20 protein-coding genes are annotated in these 17,369 nt (G+C 68.2%); 12 read left to right on the top strand and 8 right to left on the bottom strand.

The window, feature by feature from the left end; translation table 11 throughout:
• Positions 1 to 92 precede the first annotated feature (92 nt).
• From ID574_RS47490 to ID574_RS47470, 5 genes are all read left to right on the top strand, one after another.
• Positions 93 to 566, top strand: a complete 474-nt coding sequence (locus ID574_RS47490; protein WP_223167809.1) for a YdeI/OmpD-associated family protein — start codon at positions 93 to 95, stop codon at positions 564 to 566.
• A 410-nt stretch (positions 567 to 976) separates the two neighbouring features.
• Positions 977 to 1,516 (top strand): lipocalin-like domain-containing protein, encoded by a 540-nt coding sequence (locus tag ID574_RS47485; RefSeq protein ID WP_188195666.1) that lies wholly within the window; start codon positions 977 to 979, stop codon positions 1,514 to 1,516.
• On the top strand, positions 1,513 to 1,761 hold the full coding sequence (locus tag ID574_RS47480) for a lipocalin family protein (RefSeq protein ID WP_262496139.1): 249 nt from the start codon (positions 1,513 to 1,515) through the stop codon (positions 1,759 to 1,761). Before ID574_RS47485 ends, ID574_RS47480 begins: the two co-directional genes overlap by 4 nt.
• 230 nt (positions 1,762 to 1,991) lie before the next feature.
• A complete protein-coding gene (locus ID574_RS47475; protein ID WP_188195664.1) occupies positions 1,992 to 2,132 on the top strand; it encodes a hypothetical protein in 141 nt (46 codons plus the stop codon).
• A 43-nt stretch (positions 2,133 to 2,175) separates the two neighbouring features.
• Positions 2,176 to 2,388, top strand: coding sequence for a hypothetical protein (locus tag ID574_RS47470; RefSeq protein WP_188195663.1), 213 nt, complete (start codon positions 2,176 to 2,178; stop codon positions 2,386 to 2,388).
• A gap of 126 nt (positions 2,389 to 2,514) precedes the next feature.
• Here the strand turns inward: ID574_RS47470 and ID574_RS47465 are convergent, their stop codons facing one another.
• A complete protein-coding gene (locus ID574_RS47465) occupies positions 2,515 to 3,132 on the bottom strand; it encodes a TetR family transcriptional regulator (protein ID WP_188195662.1) in 618 nt (205 codons plus the stop codon).
• A gap of 84 nt (positions 3,133 to 3,216) precedes the next feature.
• Here ID574_RS47465 and ID574_RS47460 point away from each other — a divergent pair, with 84 nt between their 5' ends.
• Positions 3,217 to 4,023 (top strand): alpha/beta fold hydrolase, encoded by an 807-nt coding sequence (locus ID574_RS47460; protein WP_188195661.1) that lies wholly within the window; start codon positions 3,217 to 3,219, stop codon positions 4,021 to 4,023.
• Between the two features lie 505 nt (positions 4,024 to 4,528).
• Here ID574_RS47460 and ID574_RS47455 read toward each other — a convergent pair.
• Positions 4,529 to 5,413, bottom strand: coding sequence for a helix-turn-helix domain-containing protein (locus tag ID574_RS47455; protein WP_223167808.1), 885 nt, complete (start codon positions 5,411 to 5,413; stop codon positions 4,529 to 4,531).
• Between the two features lie 37 nt (positions 5,414 to 5,450).
• A complete protein-coding gene (locus ID574_RS47450) occupies positions 5,451 to 6,260 on the bottom strand; it encodes an alpha/beta fold hydrolase (protein WP_223167807.1) in 810 nt (269 codons plus the stop codon).
• A 349-nt stretch (positions 6,261 to 6,609) separates the two neighbouring features.
• On the opposite strand from ID574_RS47450, the gene ID574_RS47445 reads away from it, so the two are divergent.
• Positions 6,610 to 7,137, top strand: a complete 528-nt coding sequence (locus ID574_RS47445; protein ID WP_188195660.1) for a hypothetical protein — start codon at positions 6,610 to 6,612, stop codon at positions 7,135 to 7,137.
• A gap of 127 nt (positions 7,138 to 7,264) precedes the next feature.
• Here ID574_RS47445 and ID574_RS47440 read toward each other — a convergent pair whose 3' ends face one another.
• Positions 7,265 to 7,402 (bottom strand): hypothetical protein, encoded by a 138-nt coding sequence (locus ID574_RS47440; RefSeq protein ID WP_188195659.1) that lies wholly within the window; start codon positions 7,400 to 7,402, stop codon positions 7,265 to 7,267.
• A 598-nt stretch (positions 7,403 to 8,000) separates the two neighbouring features.
• Here ID574_RS47440 and ID574_RS47435 point away from each other — a divergent pair.
• Genes ID574_RS47435 through ID574_RS47425 form a run of 3 tightly spaced genes read left to right on the top strand, consistent with a single transcriptional unit; the run spans position 8,001 to position 9,651 of the window.
• Positions 8,001 to 8,585 (top strand): hypothetical protein, encoded by a 585-nt coding sequence (locus tag ID574_RS47435; protein ID WP_188195658.1) that lies wholly within the window; start codon positions 8,001 to 8,003, stop codon positions 8,583 to 8,585.
• Entirely contained in the window at positions 8,582 to 9,121 is a 540-nt protein-coding gene (locus tag ID574_RS47430; protein WP_188195657.1) for a hypothetical protein, read from the top strand. Before ID574_RS47435 ends, ID574_RS47430 begins: the two co-directional genes overlap by 4 nt.
• Positions 9,118 to 9,651, top strand: a complete 534-nt coding sequence (locus tag ID574_RS47425; RefSeq protein WP_188195656.1) for a hypothetical protein — start codon at positions 9,118 to 9,120, stop codon at positions 9,649 to 9,651. Before ID574_RS47430 ends, ID574_RS47425 begins: the two co-directional genes overlap by 4 nt.
• On the opposite strand, the gene ID574_RS47420 is transcribed toward ID574_RS47425, so the two are convergent.
• Together ID574_RS47420 and ID574_RS47415 are read right to left on the bottom strand one after the other, a co-directional pair.
• Positions 9,551 to 10,756, bottom strand: a complete 1,206-nt coding sequence (locus tag ID574_RS47420) for a hypothetical protein (RefSeq protein ID WP_188195655.1) — start codon at positions 10,754 to 10,756, stop codon at positions 9,551 to 9,553. The two genes, ID574_RS47425 and ID574_RS47420, sit on opposite strands and share 101 nt — an antisense overlap.
• A gap of 983 nt (positions 10,757 to 11,739) precedes the next feature.
• A complete protein-coding gene (locus tag ID574_RS47415; protein ID WP_188195654.1) occupies positions 11,740 to 12,861 on the bottom strand; it encodes an epoxide hydrolase family protein in 1,122 nt (373 codons plus the stop codon).
• A 62-nt stretch (positions 12,862 to 12,923) separates the two neighbouring features.
• Between ID574_RS47415 and ID574_RS47410 the strand changes: the two genes are divergently transcribed.
• Positions 12,924 to 13,967, top strand: a complete 1,044-nt coding sequence (locus ID574_RS47410; RefSeq protein ID WP_188195653.1) for a helix-turn-helix transcriptional regulator — start codon at positions 12,924 to 12,926, stop codon at positions 13,965 to 13,967.
• 113 nt (positions 13,968 to 14,080) lie between these two features.
• Complete coding sequence (locus tag ID574_RS63125) at positions 14,081 to 14,167, top strand: IS3 family transposase (RefSeq protein ID WP_442939417.1); 87 nt, start codon at positions 14,081 to 14,083, stop codon at positions 14,165 to 14,167.
• Positions 14,168 to 14,443: 276 nt separating this feature from the next.
• On the opposite strand, the gene ID574_RS47405 is transcribed toward ID574_RS63125, so the two are convergent.
• Together ID574_RS47405 and ID574_RS47400 are read right to left on the bottom strand one after the other, a co-directional pair.
• Positions 14,444 to 15,466, bottom strand: coding sequence for a LacI family DNA-binding transcriptional regulator (locus ID574_RS47405; protein ID WP_188195652.1), 1,023 nt, complete (start codon positions 15,464 to 15,466; stop codon positions 14,444 to 14,446).
• Between the two features lie 443 nt (positions 15,467 to 15,909).
• Positions 15,910 to 17,361, bottom strand: a complete 1,452-nt coding sequence (locus ID574_RS47400) for a non-reducing end alpha-L-arabinofuranosidase family hydrolase (protein WP_188195651.1) — start codon at positions 17,359 to 17,361, stop codon at positions 15,910 to 15,912.
• Positions 17,362 to 17,369: the final 8 nt, after the last annotated feature.

Raw genomic sequence — 17,369 nt, 5'->3', positions numbered from 1 at the left:
GCGCCCCGGCGCCCGCCCAGCCCAGAAAACCAAGTCTCTCGCCTTCATGTGTGCCAAGAATATGTAGACCGATCTAGTTAGGAGACATGGTCATGATCAAAGAGCCTGACACCTTGGTCGCCGGCGCGACCGGTTTTCAGGGGCGGTGGCTGGTGGCGGAGTTGCTCACAAAGGGGCGATCGGTCGCTGCGGCCGTCCGTGGCGGGTCCGCCCGCGGGGACGACCTGCGCACGTGGCTGCGCGAACACGACGTGGTAGAGCCTGCGGACTTTGCCCGCGCCCTGGACGCCGACCCGGTTGCCCGCGCCGTTTACGACCGCCTGGCCTACAGCCACAAGCGCGAGCACGTGCTGGCCATCGAAAGCGCGAAGAAGCCCGAGACGCGCATACGGCGGATCGAGAAGGCTTTGGAAGTGCTGCGGGATCGGGAGGACGATGGTATGCCCTCCGCCGGTTCGGCGGTGGGACCCTCAACCTCACCCCGCCCGACCAGAGCCACCACCCGGCTCGGCCTGGAGTCCCGCCCACGTTTCCCGCCTGCCCCGAGCTCGCTGAGGGAGAAGTGACCGGTCGCCCTGCCCCAGATCCCGGCTCGCCTTGCCTCCAGCGCGGATGTACTGGATGCGTTGGAGGCGAGGGCCGGCCTAGACTTTGCCATCCGCTGTGAAGGCCGCGGCTGCCCCGACGGCACAATGATCGATTCCGTGAAACCCTTCTAGGCGCTCGTTCACCGGTACATCGACCGGCATAGGCCGAGCCACCGCGCTCCGGCTCGACGGGACGGCGGCATCCGGACGATGCGAGATTCCGGCAGTGGGCGCTGACCACGTGGACCAGTGGACTCCAGGTCAGCAAGAGATGAGGAACAGTATGAAAAGCTGCAACGTCGATCGAGTGCGGCTATCGCCACCCTGATGGTCAGCACGGTGCTGGCCGTCGCGTCGTCGGCGGCGGCCGCCCCGCCTTCCCGAGGTTCGTGCATCTGCCGGCTGATCAGGCGGCGCATCCGAACGCACGCCAGGAATGGTGGTACGTGGTCGGCCACGTCAACGCACACGGTCACCGGTTCAGCTACGAGGTCATGATCAACCACGCCGAGGAGGCGCCGCAGGCTTCCATCGCGATCACTGATAAGGCCATTGGCGAGTACTACACGCACAGCCAGAGCTACTCGCCTGACCAGGCCAGCTTCTCCGCAACCGAGCTCGACGCACGTGTGCCCCCGGCGAGGCTGTCTGGGCCGATGCATGCGACGGAACTGCACGCCCCCCTGCCGGTCGGCGAAATCAAACTGACGCTCAGCGCGCGGGGACCCGCCATGTACAACAACGGGACCGGGCTGATGCCCTTTCTCGGTGGCACGAGCTACTACTATTCGCTGCCCAGCTTGGCGACACAGGGCACGCTTACCGTGAAGAACCGTACCTACCCCTCTGGGACCTGTTCGCCCAGGGGAGTGAGTCTCCCTACGCCACAGTGCTCCGCCGGGACGGAACTCACGAGATTGTCGCGGTGAAGCCGCTCGCCGACGGCACCTCCGGCTTCTGGACCAGCCCGACCACCGGGAAGCGGTACGGCACCCGGTGGACCGTGCACATTCCCGCGCTGGATGCCCGCCTCACCGTTGTCGCCGCGCCGCAGGGGCAGGAAGTCCAGGCGTTCGGTGGCGTCTACGAGGGTGCGGCCACCGTCACCGGACGGTACCGGGGTAAGCCGGTTACCGGGCAGGCGTACGTCGAACAGCTCGGCAACTGGCGCTAGCTTCTTCAGCACGTGCCCGGCTCCGAACGCCGGCGAAAGCCCGGTTCCGCCACCCTGTCGTCACATCGATGCCCCTCGGCGGTGTGCGTCCTGCTGCTGGTCGCAGCCGCCGGAGGCGCCTACTCGCTCCTGCCCCTGGTCGCGGACCTGGTCAGGCGACCCGAACGCGCTGGGCGGCTGCACATAAGGCGCCGAGGCCCTCATCACCCGAACACGCGCAGGAGAACATCATGACCGTCCATCAGCACGTCGCCGCCCGTTCCTGGACCACGCAGGCGCTCCGGGCCGTGGTGGTGCTGCACGTCGTCGCGCTGCTGTTCGGCGGTGGCGTCGCGCAGCTCTTCAGGGTGCTGGGCCGGCCCGCGGCATGAACCCGAACAGACGTGACGTGCTGCGCCTGGTGGGCTGGGCGCCGTGGCGGTGGCCGGGGTGCCGGGCTGCTCGCTGCTGGCCGGCACCCCGCAGCCGCGGTTTCTGGCCTGCGCGGCGGCGCCGCCCAAGCCGTACGCGGTGCCGCTGCCGATCCCCGAGGTCGCCAAGCCGGTACGCAGCGTCGGCGGAGTGGGCTTCTACGAGCTGGTCGAGCGGGCGGCCGACATGGAGCTGCTGCCCGGGTTGCGTACCTAGATATGGGGATATGGCGGGCCGTTCCCCGGGCCGACCATCGTGGCCCGCAGCGGCCGTCGCGACAGCGAGACGGCTACAGCCTCGTATCCTGACGACTGCATGACCGGCTCTCCAGACGTTGGCCGGTCACCGGTCATGCCGAAGCGGGGACGGTTCGAGCCCGAGGGCAAGTTCGAGCTGGCGCGTCCACCAGCGCAGGTGTGCGGTCGAGTCGCTCGCTGCGGCGTCGGTGAGGCCGGCGCTGCGGCGGAAGGCACTCCCGTAGAGGGGCTCTGTCGCCATCGCCTGGTGGAGGGCCGCGACCGCGAGCCGCGTGTCCTCGATCGAGGCCCCGGGTGGCCTGAGCTTGTGGAGGGCGTCGACCACCGGGTTCAGCATCCCGCTGCCATGCTCTCGCCAGCCCGCAGCGTGCAGCGCGACCGCCAGCTCGCCGTAACCCTGCCGGTACAGGCCTGCGAGTGACTCGACGAGTTCGAGGAGGTCGGCGTCCCGCTCCAGCCATGACGAGAGAACGTCCTGCACAGCGGCTCTCAGGTTGCGTCCGCCGTGTCGGAGCAGTTCGCGCAGCAGGTTGTCGCGGCTCTGGAAGTGGTGGGTCACGCCGGCGTCGGTCATGCCGACCCGGGCGGCGACGGCGCGGACCTGGACCGCTGCGACGCCTCCATCGGCGAGCAGTGCCGCTGCGGCGTCCAAGATGAGGCGGCGAGCCTCCTCGGGCGGTCTTCGGGTTCGACGTGTCGCCATACCGTCAATTTTACCTTGACCGGTCAAGGTATTGGGCCATATCGTACCTTGACATCTCAAGGTAGAGAGGACATGGAGGCACCCATGGTCGATCTGACGAAGCCGCAGAGGAACGAGCTACCGGGTGACCGCGCGGGCCTCGCTCGGCAATCCGGTCCCGTCCCCGGCAGCAAAACGTCGGGACGAGCCGCGTCTCAACCGGCGACGGCCGAAGCCACCCTCGTCCGAGACGGCGCGACGCTGCGCGCTACGGCCACCGGCACCGGGCCGACCGTCCTCCTGCTCCACGCCGGTGGCGAACGTCGCGGCGTGTGGTCGCCGGTCGTGGCGGCGCTCACCCCGTGCGGGCTGCGGACCGTGGCCTTCGACCTGCGGGGTCACGGCGACAGTTCGGGACGGGCGACGACGCTGCGGACGATCGCGAAGGACGTGACCGCGATGATCTGCCGTGAGCCAGCACCGGTCGTCGTGGTCGGCGCTTCCCTCGGCGGACTGGCGGCCATCGCGTCCCTCGCCGACCCCCGCGCGGCACGACATGTCGCCGGGTTGGTACTCGTCGACGTCGTCCCCGACCCCGATCCCGATCGGGTTCGCGCCTGGCTCGATGACCGCGGCCTCCGCCGCCACAGCCTCGAGCTCGTCGAGGACATCCTCGGACAAGGCCCCGAGCTCCTGGCGACGGCCACGAGGATCGAGCTGCCGATCCTGCTCGTTCGTGGCGGGCCGGGCTCGCCGCTCACTGACGCTGACGTGGAGCGCTTCCGCGCAGCCAACCCTGCGCTCACCGTCTCCCGTGTGCCTTCCGCAGGTCACCTGGTAGCTCGTGATGCTCCCGATGAGCTCGCCCGCATCGTCGCGGACCATGCGTCGACATGGCTCGCTCCTCGGTGAGGCTCTCCGGTGGTTCCCAGGCTTCTGTGTCACCGGAGCCGAGATGGAGCGCGGTCTCGCCGGGGCGCAGGTCGGCGCCTGCCAGGGGTTGCCGCAGCCAGGGCCGGCGCGCAGCCTCGCCTCGAGAACATCGTGATCAACCGATCTCCTTGCGCTGCTTGATCGGCTCCAGGCGTCTGTGCCGCCAACTACCGCTCTCGTCCGCCGTCTAATCGTTCACAGCCTCTGTGGGTGTGCCTGTGACGGTAGATGGCCCCTGTGAACGATAGGTGGCCCTGCTCGACGGCCAGGCGATCAGATGGGTGTGCCCGCGGCACGCTCAGACGTCGGCACGGTGTCAGGCGTCACCGGCTGTGAGCACAGAACGTCACTGCGCCGGGCAGGAAGTTCTCGAGCTGCAGCCACGACCAGCGAACCTTCCGCGGGGACTTTGACGAAACTGCCCTGACGCGGTGGGTTTCTCAATGTGCGCAGCGCGTGGCAGCCGCATCGTGTAGCAAGCTGTTCAACGAAGGCCGGGGATGCGTTCGCCACCCTTCGCAGGGCGCTGGGTTGGCGATGAAGCCGGCCACGCAACATCGTCGATCGCGAGCCACGGCGCGACGGCCAGGGCCGTGGGCGTGAGCCCGGCAAACGTCGTGACCTCGCGGTGGAGGTGGGACTGGTCGACGTAGCCGCTCTCGGTGGCAACGCGGGCGGCGGCGTGACCCGCCGCGAGAAGGTGGGCGGCGTGGTCGAAGCGCACCAGCCGGGCGGCGCGTTTGGGTGTGATGCCGAGCTGGGACCGGAAGCGGGACCACAGGCGCTTGCGGCTCCAGCCGACCTCGTCCGCCAGGCCGTCGACCCGCACCCGCCCCCGGCTGGTGAGCGTCCGCCGCCAGGCGTAGGCGACCTGCGGATCGACCGGTGGGTGGGCGCCCAGCCGTCGGCCGAGGATGTCCACCGCGATCGTGAACCGTTCGTCCCACGACGGGGCGGCGCGCAGCCTGTCCTCGGCTCGCCCGGCGTCGCGGCCCCAGGCATCCTCAAGGGCTACCACCGTCCCGCTGAGCTCGGTCGATGCGCCGAACAACGCAGCCGCCGCGACCGGCTGCAGCCGGATCTGGAGGCACTCGCCGACTCCCCAGCCAGTTGCCCGAAGATCGCCGGGGAGGAGCCCGACGACGACACTGCCGCGCTCGTGCCGGCCATGGGTTTCGTAGACGACGCCTTCTCCCTCGCTCAGATCGACGAGCAGGGTGACGGACGGGTACGCGACCATGGCGATGTCCACAAGGGCCGGGGCACGATGGCGGAACCCGGCCATGCTGACCCCCGGCAGCCGAACCGACGGGCGTGGGACTGCGACGTCCACCCACGCCCGGTCAGGTGGCGTCCCGGTCGACAACACGTGACCAGTCTAGGCCTCAGGGATCATGGGTGGGCTGTCAGCGGCCCGTTGCCGTGAAGCCCAGCAGCAGTTTGCCGGTCGTCTCGGGCGCTTCCAACATGGGTAGGTGCCCGACGCCGGGCAGCAGCTCGACCCGCGCGTTCGGCACCGCGTCGTACTGGTGCGCCGACGACGGCTCCCAACGGGGGTCGGCAGCGCCGAAGATCACCAGCACGGGGACCTCGAGGGCGGCGAGACGCTCGGGCACGCTCCGCTCGGCGATGTACGCGGTGTTCCGGCGCAGCACCGTCCTCATCACGCGGTAGGTGATGCCCCGTACGTCGGCGACCACGTCGTCCGAGAGGTCCACCGGGCGAGCGGCCGTCGCGATGATCCCCCTGCGGATCATCGCATCCGAACGCCTCGACCACAGGAGCGGGCCCAAAGGCGGGGCCAACAGAACCCGAAGGATGAACGGCTGCCGAAGGAGCGCATCCAGACTTGGGCCGCTACTGATCAGTGCAAGCGAACCCACGAGGTCGGGACGTTGTTCGGCAAGCGCGGTGGCGACGTAGCCGCCGCTGGAGTGCCCGACCGCGGCGACGTGACGAAGGCCGAGGTCGTCCAGCAGCGCCGCCACCTGGCCCGCCTGCGCAGGCACGTCGTACGACGGCGCGGGCGGGGACTGGCCGCAGCCCGGGAGGTCGACCCGGATGACGTGATGGTGGCCGGCCAGTGCCGGGACCACCGGGCTCCAGAAGCCGCCCGAGGCCCCCGATCCGTGGATGAGCAACAACGGCGGCGCGTGCCGCGGGCCGTCATGGACCACGTGCATCCCATGCGAGTGCTCAATGTCGTACTCACTCATGCGGAGACTGTGCACGGGTGGTCGACTATCAGTCTTGGACAAATGTTCCCGCGGAGTTGAAGACCGACGGCCCGCCTCCATCGTCGCAGTCCCCGGAGGGCGACGCTGTCATCGGCAGATGAGGACGACATCGCCCTTCCGGCACGGGACACGATCGATCAGCCAGCACTGCGTGCCCGCGGGCAGGCGAGGGCCACGATGCCGAAGACCTCGTCATACTCACGATCGTGTCGCCTATCCCCACAGGGTTTCGGTCCCCAACGTGCTCGATCCCAGTGACGTTCATGCTCATGCCGAGCGACGGGTAACAGCACGGCCCGTCCTGGGCGTGTGCCGGTTGAATGCAGGCATGAAAACTCCGCTTTGGGAGGCCTTGCCCGCGCAGGTGCGCGCCCAGGTCGATGATCTCGTGACGAAGGGCAACAAACTCCAGGCCGTCAAGGTGATCCGGGAAGCCCTGGAGGAGCCGCGGCCAGGACTCCGCGAGTGCATGGATCTGGTCGCCGAGCGCTTCAAAGACCTCGGACAACGGTTCACCCGCTCACCAACCGCCTCATTGGATCTCGACGAACTCATGGCCATGGTCCGGGCCCTGCCCCACGCACCCGCGGCAATCGAAGCTCTATGGGACGGCGATAGCGAAGGATGGATGGTCTGCCTTCTGGCCGTCACGATTGAGCCGAGGGCCGAGCATCATCTCGCGATCATTCGGCATGGGACCGACCTCCGTCTATTCAACGGCGAGGTCCCTCCGTGGCCAGAGGCTGAGGAAGCTGGCACCATCGGGCGAAGGCTGGCAGAACGGTTCGGTATCCCGTTTCATTTTGCGAGCCCGGAGCAACCAGACTTCGCTCCGCGCTGGTGGGATTCGGACTGACCACGCAAGCTCGTCGATTCCCAGCTCGATCTCGTGGAGTTGATCTCATTCGGGCGCCAAGCCACCGGATGGCTGCTGCGCAACCCCGCCACCCTCACCTCGGACGAGCGGCGACACCTGGACGCGCTCACCACTGCCTGCCCACCCCCTGGCGGGCTTGCACGACCACGTACGCGCCTTCGCCGACATGATGCTCAACCGGCACGGCCACCACCTCGAACGCTGGATGGCCACAGCCGACACCGACGCCCTGCCCGAACTGCATAATGAGTCCACCACTTCACGGAATTCGTGCCAGACCCAGTATTCGGCCGTCGTTGACACCCGCGGCGGGAGCGCAGGGGAGTGCATCATCGATACCTGTGCCCGATGCTGTGTTGGCCTCCTTCCGCTCCTAGGTGGGACACATTTGAGCTGGTCAGGTGGGCGCCGCGTGTGAGAACCCGCTAGGCGGACAGGTGCCACAGGCAGTAGCGGAGAGTTTCACTGCTTGGACGGAGCGGCTGCGCGCGCCCTCTGGCAGTGACTGGTGACATCACCAAGCACGTCAAGGACGGATATCGATCTTCTGCGTGGCTGGACGAGCCGGAACGGGTGCGGACACATTCCCCGTTCGATTCGAGGCGTTGGCGGAGCAGGTTGGGTATAGCGGCTTCACGCCGACTAAACCCGACCCCAACGTAGACAGTAGGCAGTCTCTCAGCTGACGGCTTCATATGAGCTTCATGGGAGCTGCTTCAGATCCGCTCGGCCGGACGATTACCTGGTGAAACAGCACGAAGACTCGGCGAAGGTCGGATGGGCCACGCGAATTGGGTTGCACAACGACGCATATCACATCTTTAACTACTACACTCCCGCCAGTGACCACCCGACTTGCATGGACGTGGGGCGCGGCCACAGCGGTCGCGTTGCTGCTCCCCTTCGCCATCGCCTGGCCTCTGGGCGGGCTGGCCGACGCCCCTGACCCCCAGCCGCCGCGGGTGAGCCTGGGCCAGCGTGTGAAAGGCCACCGCCTCGAACTGGTCCCCCGCAAGGTGTACTCCACGACGCGCTCTCCCGGCGGCAGCCTCACAGGCCGCTACCTGGTCCTGAACCTCGACGTGACCAACGTGAGCAAGATGCCCGCCGACGTGTCCGACCTCTATCTCGCCATGAACGCCAAGGTCGACGGCCAGGCCCTCGATCCGGTGATGAACCTGCAAAGCCGGGAGATCATCCGGAACGGGGAGGAGCGCGGCACCCTGCTCAACCCGGGACTGCCGGAAACAGTGCGCATCGCCTGGGAACTGCCCGAGAACGCCGGCAATCCCCAGCGGCTGTCCGTCTCCTTCCGCGACCACGTGTACGAGCCGAGCTGGTCACTTCTCGGCTACAGCTCCGGCACCTCCCTCTGGTACCGCGGAAAAATCATGGCCCTGCTGGAAACGCAGGTAGAGCGCACATGAAGTGGATCATCGCAGCGGTGCTGCTGGTGGCCGTCGGCCTGGCGCAGCGGCTGCTGCCCGACGCCGATCGCATGTACCGGCCGATCGCCTCCACCGGCGGGATCAACGAGGAGGTGCGGACCGCGCCGTACTCGGTCCGCGTGGACGGCGTCCGGACCGGTCGCGAGCTGCAGGTCACCGCGCCTTCTGGCGAGGTGAAGAAGGTGCTGCCGTCCAAGGGCGTGTGGGTGACGGTCCAGCTCACCGCGACCGCCACCAAGGAGCCGGTGTCGCTCCAGGACGTCATGCTGGAGGGACCGGACGGCACCGTCTACGCCGCCGGCGACGGCGTCTTCGGCCTCAACACCGCCAATCTCGAGGCAGGCATCCCCCAGGCGGGCTCGATCGCCTTCGAGGTGCCGCCCGGCCTCAAGAGCGCGGTCCTGCGGATCACCGGGCCGCAATATTCCAGCGCGCTCGGCCCGGCGGTCGAGATCGACCTGGGCACCCTGCCCGCACCCGTCCCGACCGCCTCGGTCGCGGAGGTGGAGTCATGAAGCACCTCTGGTACGGGCTCGGCATCATCGTCTCCGTGGCCGCTCTGGTCGCCGTGCAGGTGGTGCCCCATCTCGAGCAGTACACGCTGGAAGAGGGCGGCTCACCCGTCCCCGCCGACTCCTACGGCGGCGCGTCCTGGCGGCTGATCAGCCTCGCCCCGGCGACCGGCGAGAACCTGCCGAAGGGCACCGCCGGCGTGACCGCGGTCATCGGTGTCACGCCCAAGGACCAGGCGGCCAGCAAGGCGATGGCCCAGGGATGCAGCGCCACCGTACGCGACAGGGCCGACCGTGTGTGGAGTCCCTCCAGAGCCGTCCAGGGCCTGCCCGGCCTCGCGTCCGTGTGCATGCGGTTGAACAAGCCCGTGCTAGTCCCACCGGGCACGGAGCTGAAGTGGCAGGCCTCCTTCGCCGTTCCCATCGAAGCGGTCAGTTCGCTGCAGGTTGAGGTGCGGGTGCAGAAGACTGAGGGCTTCGTGCGCCTGACGCCGGCCGCAGCGCCATCCGGAAGGCCGCAGCCAGCAGGCTGATCCGCAACACCTCGTAGACGGCCGTCACGCCGAACTTGACCGGGCCGTGCCAAACCGTCCACCAGTGGGCCTCGTGCGGCCCGATCAGGTACGTCACGCCGATGAAGGCCCAGTCCCTGGCCACGGTCAGCAGCGTGTAGCACAGGCACAGAACGAGGAAGAGCACCGGCCCAGCGCCCAGCACGAGGCGCAGGCCGTTCAGCATGGGCGTGTACTTGTCACGCAGGTCACGCGTGACGAACTCGACTGTCCTGCGGACCGGCGTGGGGGCCGCGGAGCGCAACCGGCCGGCCCGTTCCTCGATCCTGGTGCCCGCGATGACCGCCTCGCCCTGGCCCATCTCGCGGCCGAAGACCACGGCGGCGATGGTGATCCAGACGAGCGGCACCAGCAGCGCATCGCGCCAGTCGGGCAGAACGAAGCCGATGGCGTCGCCGACCGGCCCGAGCACGGTGCCGACGGCGTCGCCGGCCGCCACCCACGCGGCCCTGGAGGTGATCCAGTCGACGCCGCCGCCGATCAGTTCCTCGACGCTGACGACGGCGAAGAACATCCACATGGCCTCGAAGACCGTGGTCAGCAGCCCCAGCCAGCCCTTCCTCGTCCGCTCGTACTGCTTCTCGATCACCACCCTGATCACGAACGCCACCCCGGCGATCGCCAGGATCAGCAGGAGCGGGTCAAACTCCAGGTTCTTGATCTGCTGCACGCCGAACAGCTCCTGGGCCAGGATGCTGTACTGCCGGACGTCGTCGACGAACAGCCCCCAGGCGCCGTAGAACACCAGGAACGGCAGCAGGGTGTGGGCGATCACCGCGGGCAGGCGTTCGCCGCGATCGCCGCCCTCCGACCGGGCGGTGTCGTGCTTCAGCACCTGCAACATCGCCACGTACGCGGCCAGCGTGGCCAGCACCGCCATGCTCATGATGGCGAAGCCCGCGTACTTGCGCGGCCCCTCCACGTCACCCACGTAGGCCGCCGCGACCAGCACCAGGTCGTGCGCGACGCGCCCGATCGTGTAGAAGAACGCCAGGGGCAGAAAATAGCGCACCGCCAGTACAAGTGCATCCAGCGGTAGCCAGAACGGGGAAAATGACGTTTTCATCTCACGGCATGGTAGCGACCTGAGCCGCTTGAGGTGCTGATTATGTCGCTGTAATTCGCGGACTCGGCTGCCTCGACCGGGTCCGGCGCCTTGCGCAGGGACTTGGGCGGATTATCCCGTCGTCCCCGACAGCGAAATGTCCGCTGAATGTCCGCCTCCCGCCCTGGACACGCTGCCTCTTCCAGCGATAAAAGATACTTTGCTGCGAAACGCGCGTTCCCACGCGGGCGGCCGGTCGAGTCCGCGAAAGTCATTACCGGCGAAGAAGGGGCGACATGTTATTCTCGTGCCCCGTTCGCAACTTCACATTCGGCGCTGTGGTGATATCCCTCAGCCTGGATCCACGGCTTCATTCTTTGTGATCATTCCTCGGCCCAATTCCTCTATGAGGATCGTTCTCGCAGGTAGAGGCCCAGTTTCGGGGCGTGGGTGACCCGCCGTGCTCGGGTCGCGGCTTGTCCGTGGATGCGGGTCGGGGCGGGGTGGCAGGTGACCGGGAGGTCGTCGAGCGGGGTGGTGACCTGGGCTTTTGGGCGGGTCAGGCTGTGCGGGCCGGTGGTGGGCGGTGGGTCGCGTGGAAGGCGTTGGTCCAGGCCTGCCGCCATGGCCAGTGCCGGGATAGTCGGCGACCGCGGCGGTGAAGGAGATGGTCATGTGCCGCTCCCCGGCCAGGGCGGTGCCAGCTCGCGCAGCGCCGCCCAGATCACGGGCTTCATCGGACAGGCGCGCGCCGGCGCAGCGTCGCCGGGGCCCAAGTCTTGGTGACCGGCATGCGGGCGTTTCTGCGCTACCTGCATCTGACTGGCCGGATCCGGCGGGATCTGGCCGCGGCGGTGCCGGCGGTCGCCGGGCCGCGCGGCCTGTCGCTGCCGCAGGCGTTGCCATCGGGCCAGGTCCAGGCGCTGGTGGCCAGCTGCGACCGCAGCCGGCCGGACGGCGTGCGAGATCATGCTCTCCCGGGCCCCGCGGCTCGGACCAGTGGGTCACCGATAGGTGCCGAAGAACTCCCGCAGGTCGCCGAGCAGCAGATCGGGGGCCTCCATCGCGGCGAAGTGGCCGCCACGGTCGAAGTCCGACCAGCGCACGACATTGTTGACCTTCTCCTCATCGCGGCGCAGCGCGATGTCCTGGATGGTGAACAGCGCCACGGCCATCGGCACCGAAGATGTCTGCTGCTCGCCCCACTCCTGCGCGTCTTCGTAGTAGAGCGCCGCCGAGGAGCCCGCCGTGCCGGTCAGCCAGTAGATCGTCACATCGGTGAGCAGCAGGTCCCGGTCGATCGCCTCGTGCGGAAGCGGCTTGGCCAGGTCGGTCATGTCCCGGATCTTGTCGATGATCCAGGCGAGCTGGCCGACGGGGGAGTCGGTCAGTCCGTAGGCGAGGGTCTGCGGCCGGGTGGACTGGATGGCGATGTAGCCGCCCGCCTCGTTCATGAACTCCTGCATCCGCCGCACCCTCGCCCGTTCCCGATCGGTGAGCGTGGGGTCGTCTTCGGCCGCGCTCGGATAGGTCGTGCCGCCGTTGACGTGCACCGCGACGACGTTGTCCGGAGCGGCCAGGCCCAGCGCCCGGGCGATGCCGCCGCCGAAGTCGCCGCCCTGGGCGCCGTACCTGTCATAGCCGAGTCCGTGCATGAGCTCGGCCCAGGCGGCGGCGATGCGCGTGGTCGTCCAGCCGGCCTGCCGGGTCGGCCCGGAGAAGCCGAAGCCCGGGATGGAGGGGATGACCAGGTGGAAGTCCTGGGAGAGCGGCTCGATCAGGTCGAGGAACTCCACGACCGAGCCGGGCCAGCCGTGGGTGAGGATCAGCGGCAGGGCGTCGGGCCGGGTGGAGCGGACGTGCAGGAAGTGGATGTTCTGTCCGTCGATCTCGGTGGTGAACTGTGGATAGGCGTTCAGTCTGGCTTCCCAGGCCCGCCAGTTGTAGCCCGCGGCCCAATGGGCGGCCAGTTCCTTCAGATAGCCGACGGGCACTCCGCGGCTCCAGTCCTGGCCGTCGATCTCGCTCGGCCAGCGGGCACGGCCGATCCGCTCACGCAGGTCGTCCAGTTCGGCCTGGGGGATCTCAATGCGGAACGGGCGGATTTCGAAGTCGGTGTCGCTCATGACGCAGACGCTAGGAGACTCCTAGGACAGGATGAGTCCTAAGTGCCTGGAAGGGTGGAGACATGCTGGAAACCTCGGCACGGCTGCTCAGGCTCCTGACCCTCCTGCAGACCCATCGCCGGTGGTCGGGCGCGGAACTGGCGGACCGCCTCGGCGTGACCCCGCGCACCGTACGCCGCGACGTCGACCGGTTGCGCGAGCTCGGCTATACCGTGCATGCGGTCGCGGGGGCGGCGGGATACCAGTTGGGCGCCGGAGCCGACCTGCCGCCGCTGCTGCTGGACGACGAGGAGGCGGTGGCGGTCGCCGTGGGGTTGCGCACCGCTGCGGGCGGCACCGTGACCGGAATCGAGGAGAGTTCGGTCCGGGCGCTGATCAAGCTGGAGCAGGTGCTGCCGTCCCGGTTGCGGCACCGCGTCCACACGCTGCAGTCGATGACGGTCCCGATGACCACCGACGTGCCCGCGGTCGACTCCGGGGCCTTGACCGCCATCGCGGCGGCCTGCCGCGATCATGAGACCCTGCGCTTCGACTACCGCTCCCATGAGGGCGTCCACAGCAGCCGGATGGCGGAGCCGTACCGGCTGGTGGCCACCGGCCGCCGCTGGTACCTGGTCGCCTACGACACAGAGCGCGCCGGCTGGCGCACCTTCCGCCTCGACCGGCTCAGCCTGCGCTCACCCAACGGCCCGCGCTTCATCCCCCGTGACCCGCCCGCCACCGACCTCGCGGGATACACCTCTCACACGATCTCCAGCGCCCCCTATCGCTACCAGGGCCGCTTCACCCTCCACGCCCCTGCCGCGACCGTGGCCGAGCGTGTCTCACCTACGACAGGCACGGTCGAGCCCATCGACGAGCGGACGTGCACGCTGGTCTGCGGCTCCAACTCACTCGACGAACTGGCTCTGTGGGTGGCTCTGATAGGGATGCCGTTCACGGTGCACGAGCCACCCGAACTGGCCGAGCACATCCGGACGCTGGCCACCCGGCTCATGGACGCCACCGTGGCACAAGACGCTCAGCACGCCACGGGCCAGCGGCATCGCGAAGTGCCGCCCGGCGTGGCCGAGCAGCCGGCGCACCAGGACGGCGCCCGGATGTGACCCGCCCCGGTACGGAGCCGCCGCCGTACGACTTGAGCCCCACGTAGCGAGCCGACCAGCTCACTGCCCTGGCGCGCCGCCGCCTGGTCGCTGTCCATCGACTGGGCCTCCTGGTGGTCTGGCACAATCGGCAACGACGGCACAGCCGCCTGGGCATGCTCACCCCGATACAGTTCGAGAACGCGTCCACCGTGGCATGACAATCCAGGAACGCGACTCCATCGAACCCAGGGCACACCAAAGCCTCCATTAATGCCGGATGGGTTCCAACGCCCGGTGTGGACGGTGACGCCGAGCCTTTCCAGACCGGTCGGGCTCACGCCGATCAGAACGGGTTCGGGAGCGGTGACGACCGCCGTCACCTGCGCCGGGTCGAGTTCGGCGATGATGTACCGGCCATGGCCGCTTTCTCTGGCGGATAGGCCTGCTCCTGCTGGTGAACTCGCGCCGCTGCCCTTTGGAGGCCGCGCTTCGGCTCAGGCGGTTGGGAGTGGGGGAGGCCCGGTGCTCTCGCGTACGACGAGTTCGGTGGCCAGCTCGACGCGGCTCTGTGGCAGTTGCTCGCCATGGGTCAGCGTCAGCAGCATCGAGGTCGCCGCCGCGGCCATCTCGGCGAGGGGCTGGCGGATGGTGGTCAGCGGCGGAATGGCCCACCGCACCGACGGCATGTCGTCGAAGCCGATCACGCTGAGATCGTCCGGGATGCGCAGGCCGAGCTGACGGGCCGCGTGGTAGACGCCGATGGCTTGGCCGTCGTTCGTGGCGAAGATCGCGGTTGGCCGGTCGGGCAGGCGCAGCATGCGGTGCGCTTCGGCCAGACCGCCCTCGATGAGGAAGTCCCCCCGGCCGATCAGCCCCGGGTCGACGGGCACGCCGGCCATGTCGAGGGCGGTTCGGTAGCCGTCGAGACGGGCCCGGCTGGACAGCGCGGAGTCGGGTCCGGTGATGATGGCGATGCGGCGATGCCCGAGCTCCAGGAGGTGGCGGGTGGCCGTGAGCCCGCCGTTCCAGTTGCCGGCGCCGACCGATGGGATGTTCCGCGCGGGAGCGTCGGCCGGATCCAGCAGGACCAGCGGGATCTCGCGGCGGATGAGCTGTTCGTGCTGGGTTTCGGTCAGGCCCGAGAACACTGCGATCACGCCGCTCGGGCGGCGCCGCAGCACACCGTCCAGCCAGGCGTCTGCGGCGGTGTGGTCACGGTGCAGGTCCGATATCGCCACCGTGAGCTCGTGCTCACGGGCGGCCTCCGCCACGCCTTTGGTGATCTCGACGGGATAGTCGCCCTCCAGCGCGTGGAAGACGAGCTCCACCAGGGCTGCCGGCGTGGAACGGCGGCGCTGTCGCCGGTAGCCGTGCCGGCGGATGAGCTCCTCCACGGCGGCGCGGGTTTCGGACGACACTGCGGAACGGCCGTTCACGACCTTGGAGACCGTCGCGGTGGAAACTCCGGCCAGCTCGGCGAGCTGAGCGATGGTGAGAGGGGACGACTCCGTGGTCATGGCGGCAGTCTAGTCAGGGAGTACAGGGAGGCGGGCGGTGCCGTCTTGCCAAGATCAGGGCTTCTGCGCCGCGGGTCATGTCCGCGATTTGACATGAGGCGGTGCAGGGGGAAGACGAGCAGCATGGCGCCGATGAAGATCTTCGTCCACCAGGAGCTGACAGCAGCACGCCGCCGAGGGCCGAGGAGCCGCTGATCGTGTAGACGGCGATCTTGGCGCGGGGGCACGGGCAGCCCATCGGCACCGCCGGCTACTCGCTGCCGCCGGAGGCGTAGAGTGAGCGCTGACATTTCTGCATGGCACGGGCGGGCTCGGCCTTGCACCGAGCCCGCCACGCCGGCTCCACCCGGACCTGATGACGTGCCGTGATGGCGCTCACCCGATGGGGCATACGCCATTGCCGTGAACGTCAGGAACATCCGAGCCGGACGCGTGTCACGCCATCAGCGCTGCAGTGTCAGCAGACCCGGCCGGTAGGGCCAAAGGCCGTAATCGCCGCCGGAGTTGGGGTCGCGGCCCTGGTAGAGCAGCTGCAGCTTGCAGGGATCGACGGTCATGGTCTGATCGGCGCTGGTGCGGACCAGTTCGCCGTGGCTGATGTCGTTGGTCCAGGTGGCGCCGCTGTTGGCCTTGCCGGCGAAGGGGTTGCTCTCGGTGGCGGCCTGGGGTGTCCACGAACCGTTCAGGCTGGTGGCGGTGAACGAGCGGAAGTAGCGGCCCCGTGAGCCGATCGCTTCGACGATCATGAGGTATTTGTTCTGGCCCTGGAGTTTGTAGACCTGAACGGCTTCGAACAGGTTGTTCGTCGTGTCGCTCATGATCACCGTCGAGGTGGTGCCGAAACTGCCCGGGAAGTTCCCGATGGGCATGCTGGCCCGGTAGATCTTGCCGTTGTCGCCGGCGAAGAACAGGTACATGTTCGTGCTGTCACCGATGAGCGTCTGGTCGATGGGCCCTGTGTTGGAGCCTGAGATGCTTCCGGAGAAGAGCACCTGCTGCGATGACCAGCCATTCGGGTTGGTGGGGTCGCTGGAGGTCCTGTAGGAGAAGGCGGTCCCGCCCCACTGGTAGGCGAGCACCCAGATGTTCTTCGGGGCGAAGTAGAGGAGCGTGGGCGCGACGGTGGAGGACGACATCGCGTTCTGGCTGGCCGAGGCCATGTCGGACCAGTTGGTGAAGGGGGTGAAGTTCATCGAACCCCACCTCGTCCCGAAGTCGTGCGTCGTGGCGTAGACGAGGTGCTTGCCGTTGTAGGGGGCGACGGTGAAGTCCTTGAGCGAGACCCATCCCGACCTTGGCTGCGCCAGCGGGCCCGTCGATGTCCAGCGGTACGTCGACGGAAGATCGCACTCACCGGGGTTGCCGCCGTCGACCCGGACGAGCTGCCACTGCTGGTTGTTGCCGCCCCAGTCGTCGTACTGGACGATGTTCGCGCCGTCGGCGGTGGAGGCGCCCTGCACCTCCAGGGCCTTGTTGCTGTGGCGCGAGATGAACCTCACATAGCCGTCGGAGCTGTCGGCCAGCCGCCACTGCTGGTTGGTGCCGTTGGTGTCGGCCCATTGCACGATCGCGCCGCCGTTGGCGGTCGACCAGTTGTAGACGTCGAGCACCTTGCCGGAGTGGCGGGACTTGATGCGGTAGTAGCCGCCGCCGGAGTCGACGAACTGCCATTGCTGCTGGTTCTGGTTGTTCCTGGTCCACTGGGTGATGCGGCCGCCGTCGGCGGTCGAGAGGTTGTAGACGTCCAGGGCCTTGCCGCTGTTGCGGTTGACCAGGACGTACCAGGCGTTGGTGTCGACGGTGGCCGCGTTGGCGGACTGAGTCTGAACGGCGACGAACAGGCTCGCCAGTAAGGTGGCGACCGTCGCGAGGACGGCCAGGGATCTGAATTTCATGATGTGCT

The organism is Nonomuraea sp. SYSU D8015, assembly GCF_008065375.1.
Lineage (GTDB): Bacteria > Actinomycetota > Actinomycetes > Streptosporangiales > Streptosporangiaceae > Nonomuraea.
This window is presented reverse-complemented; position numbering and strand designations above follow the sequence as displayed.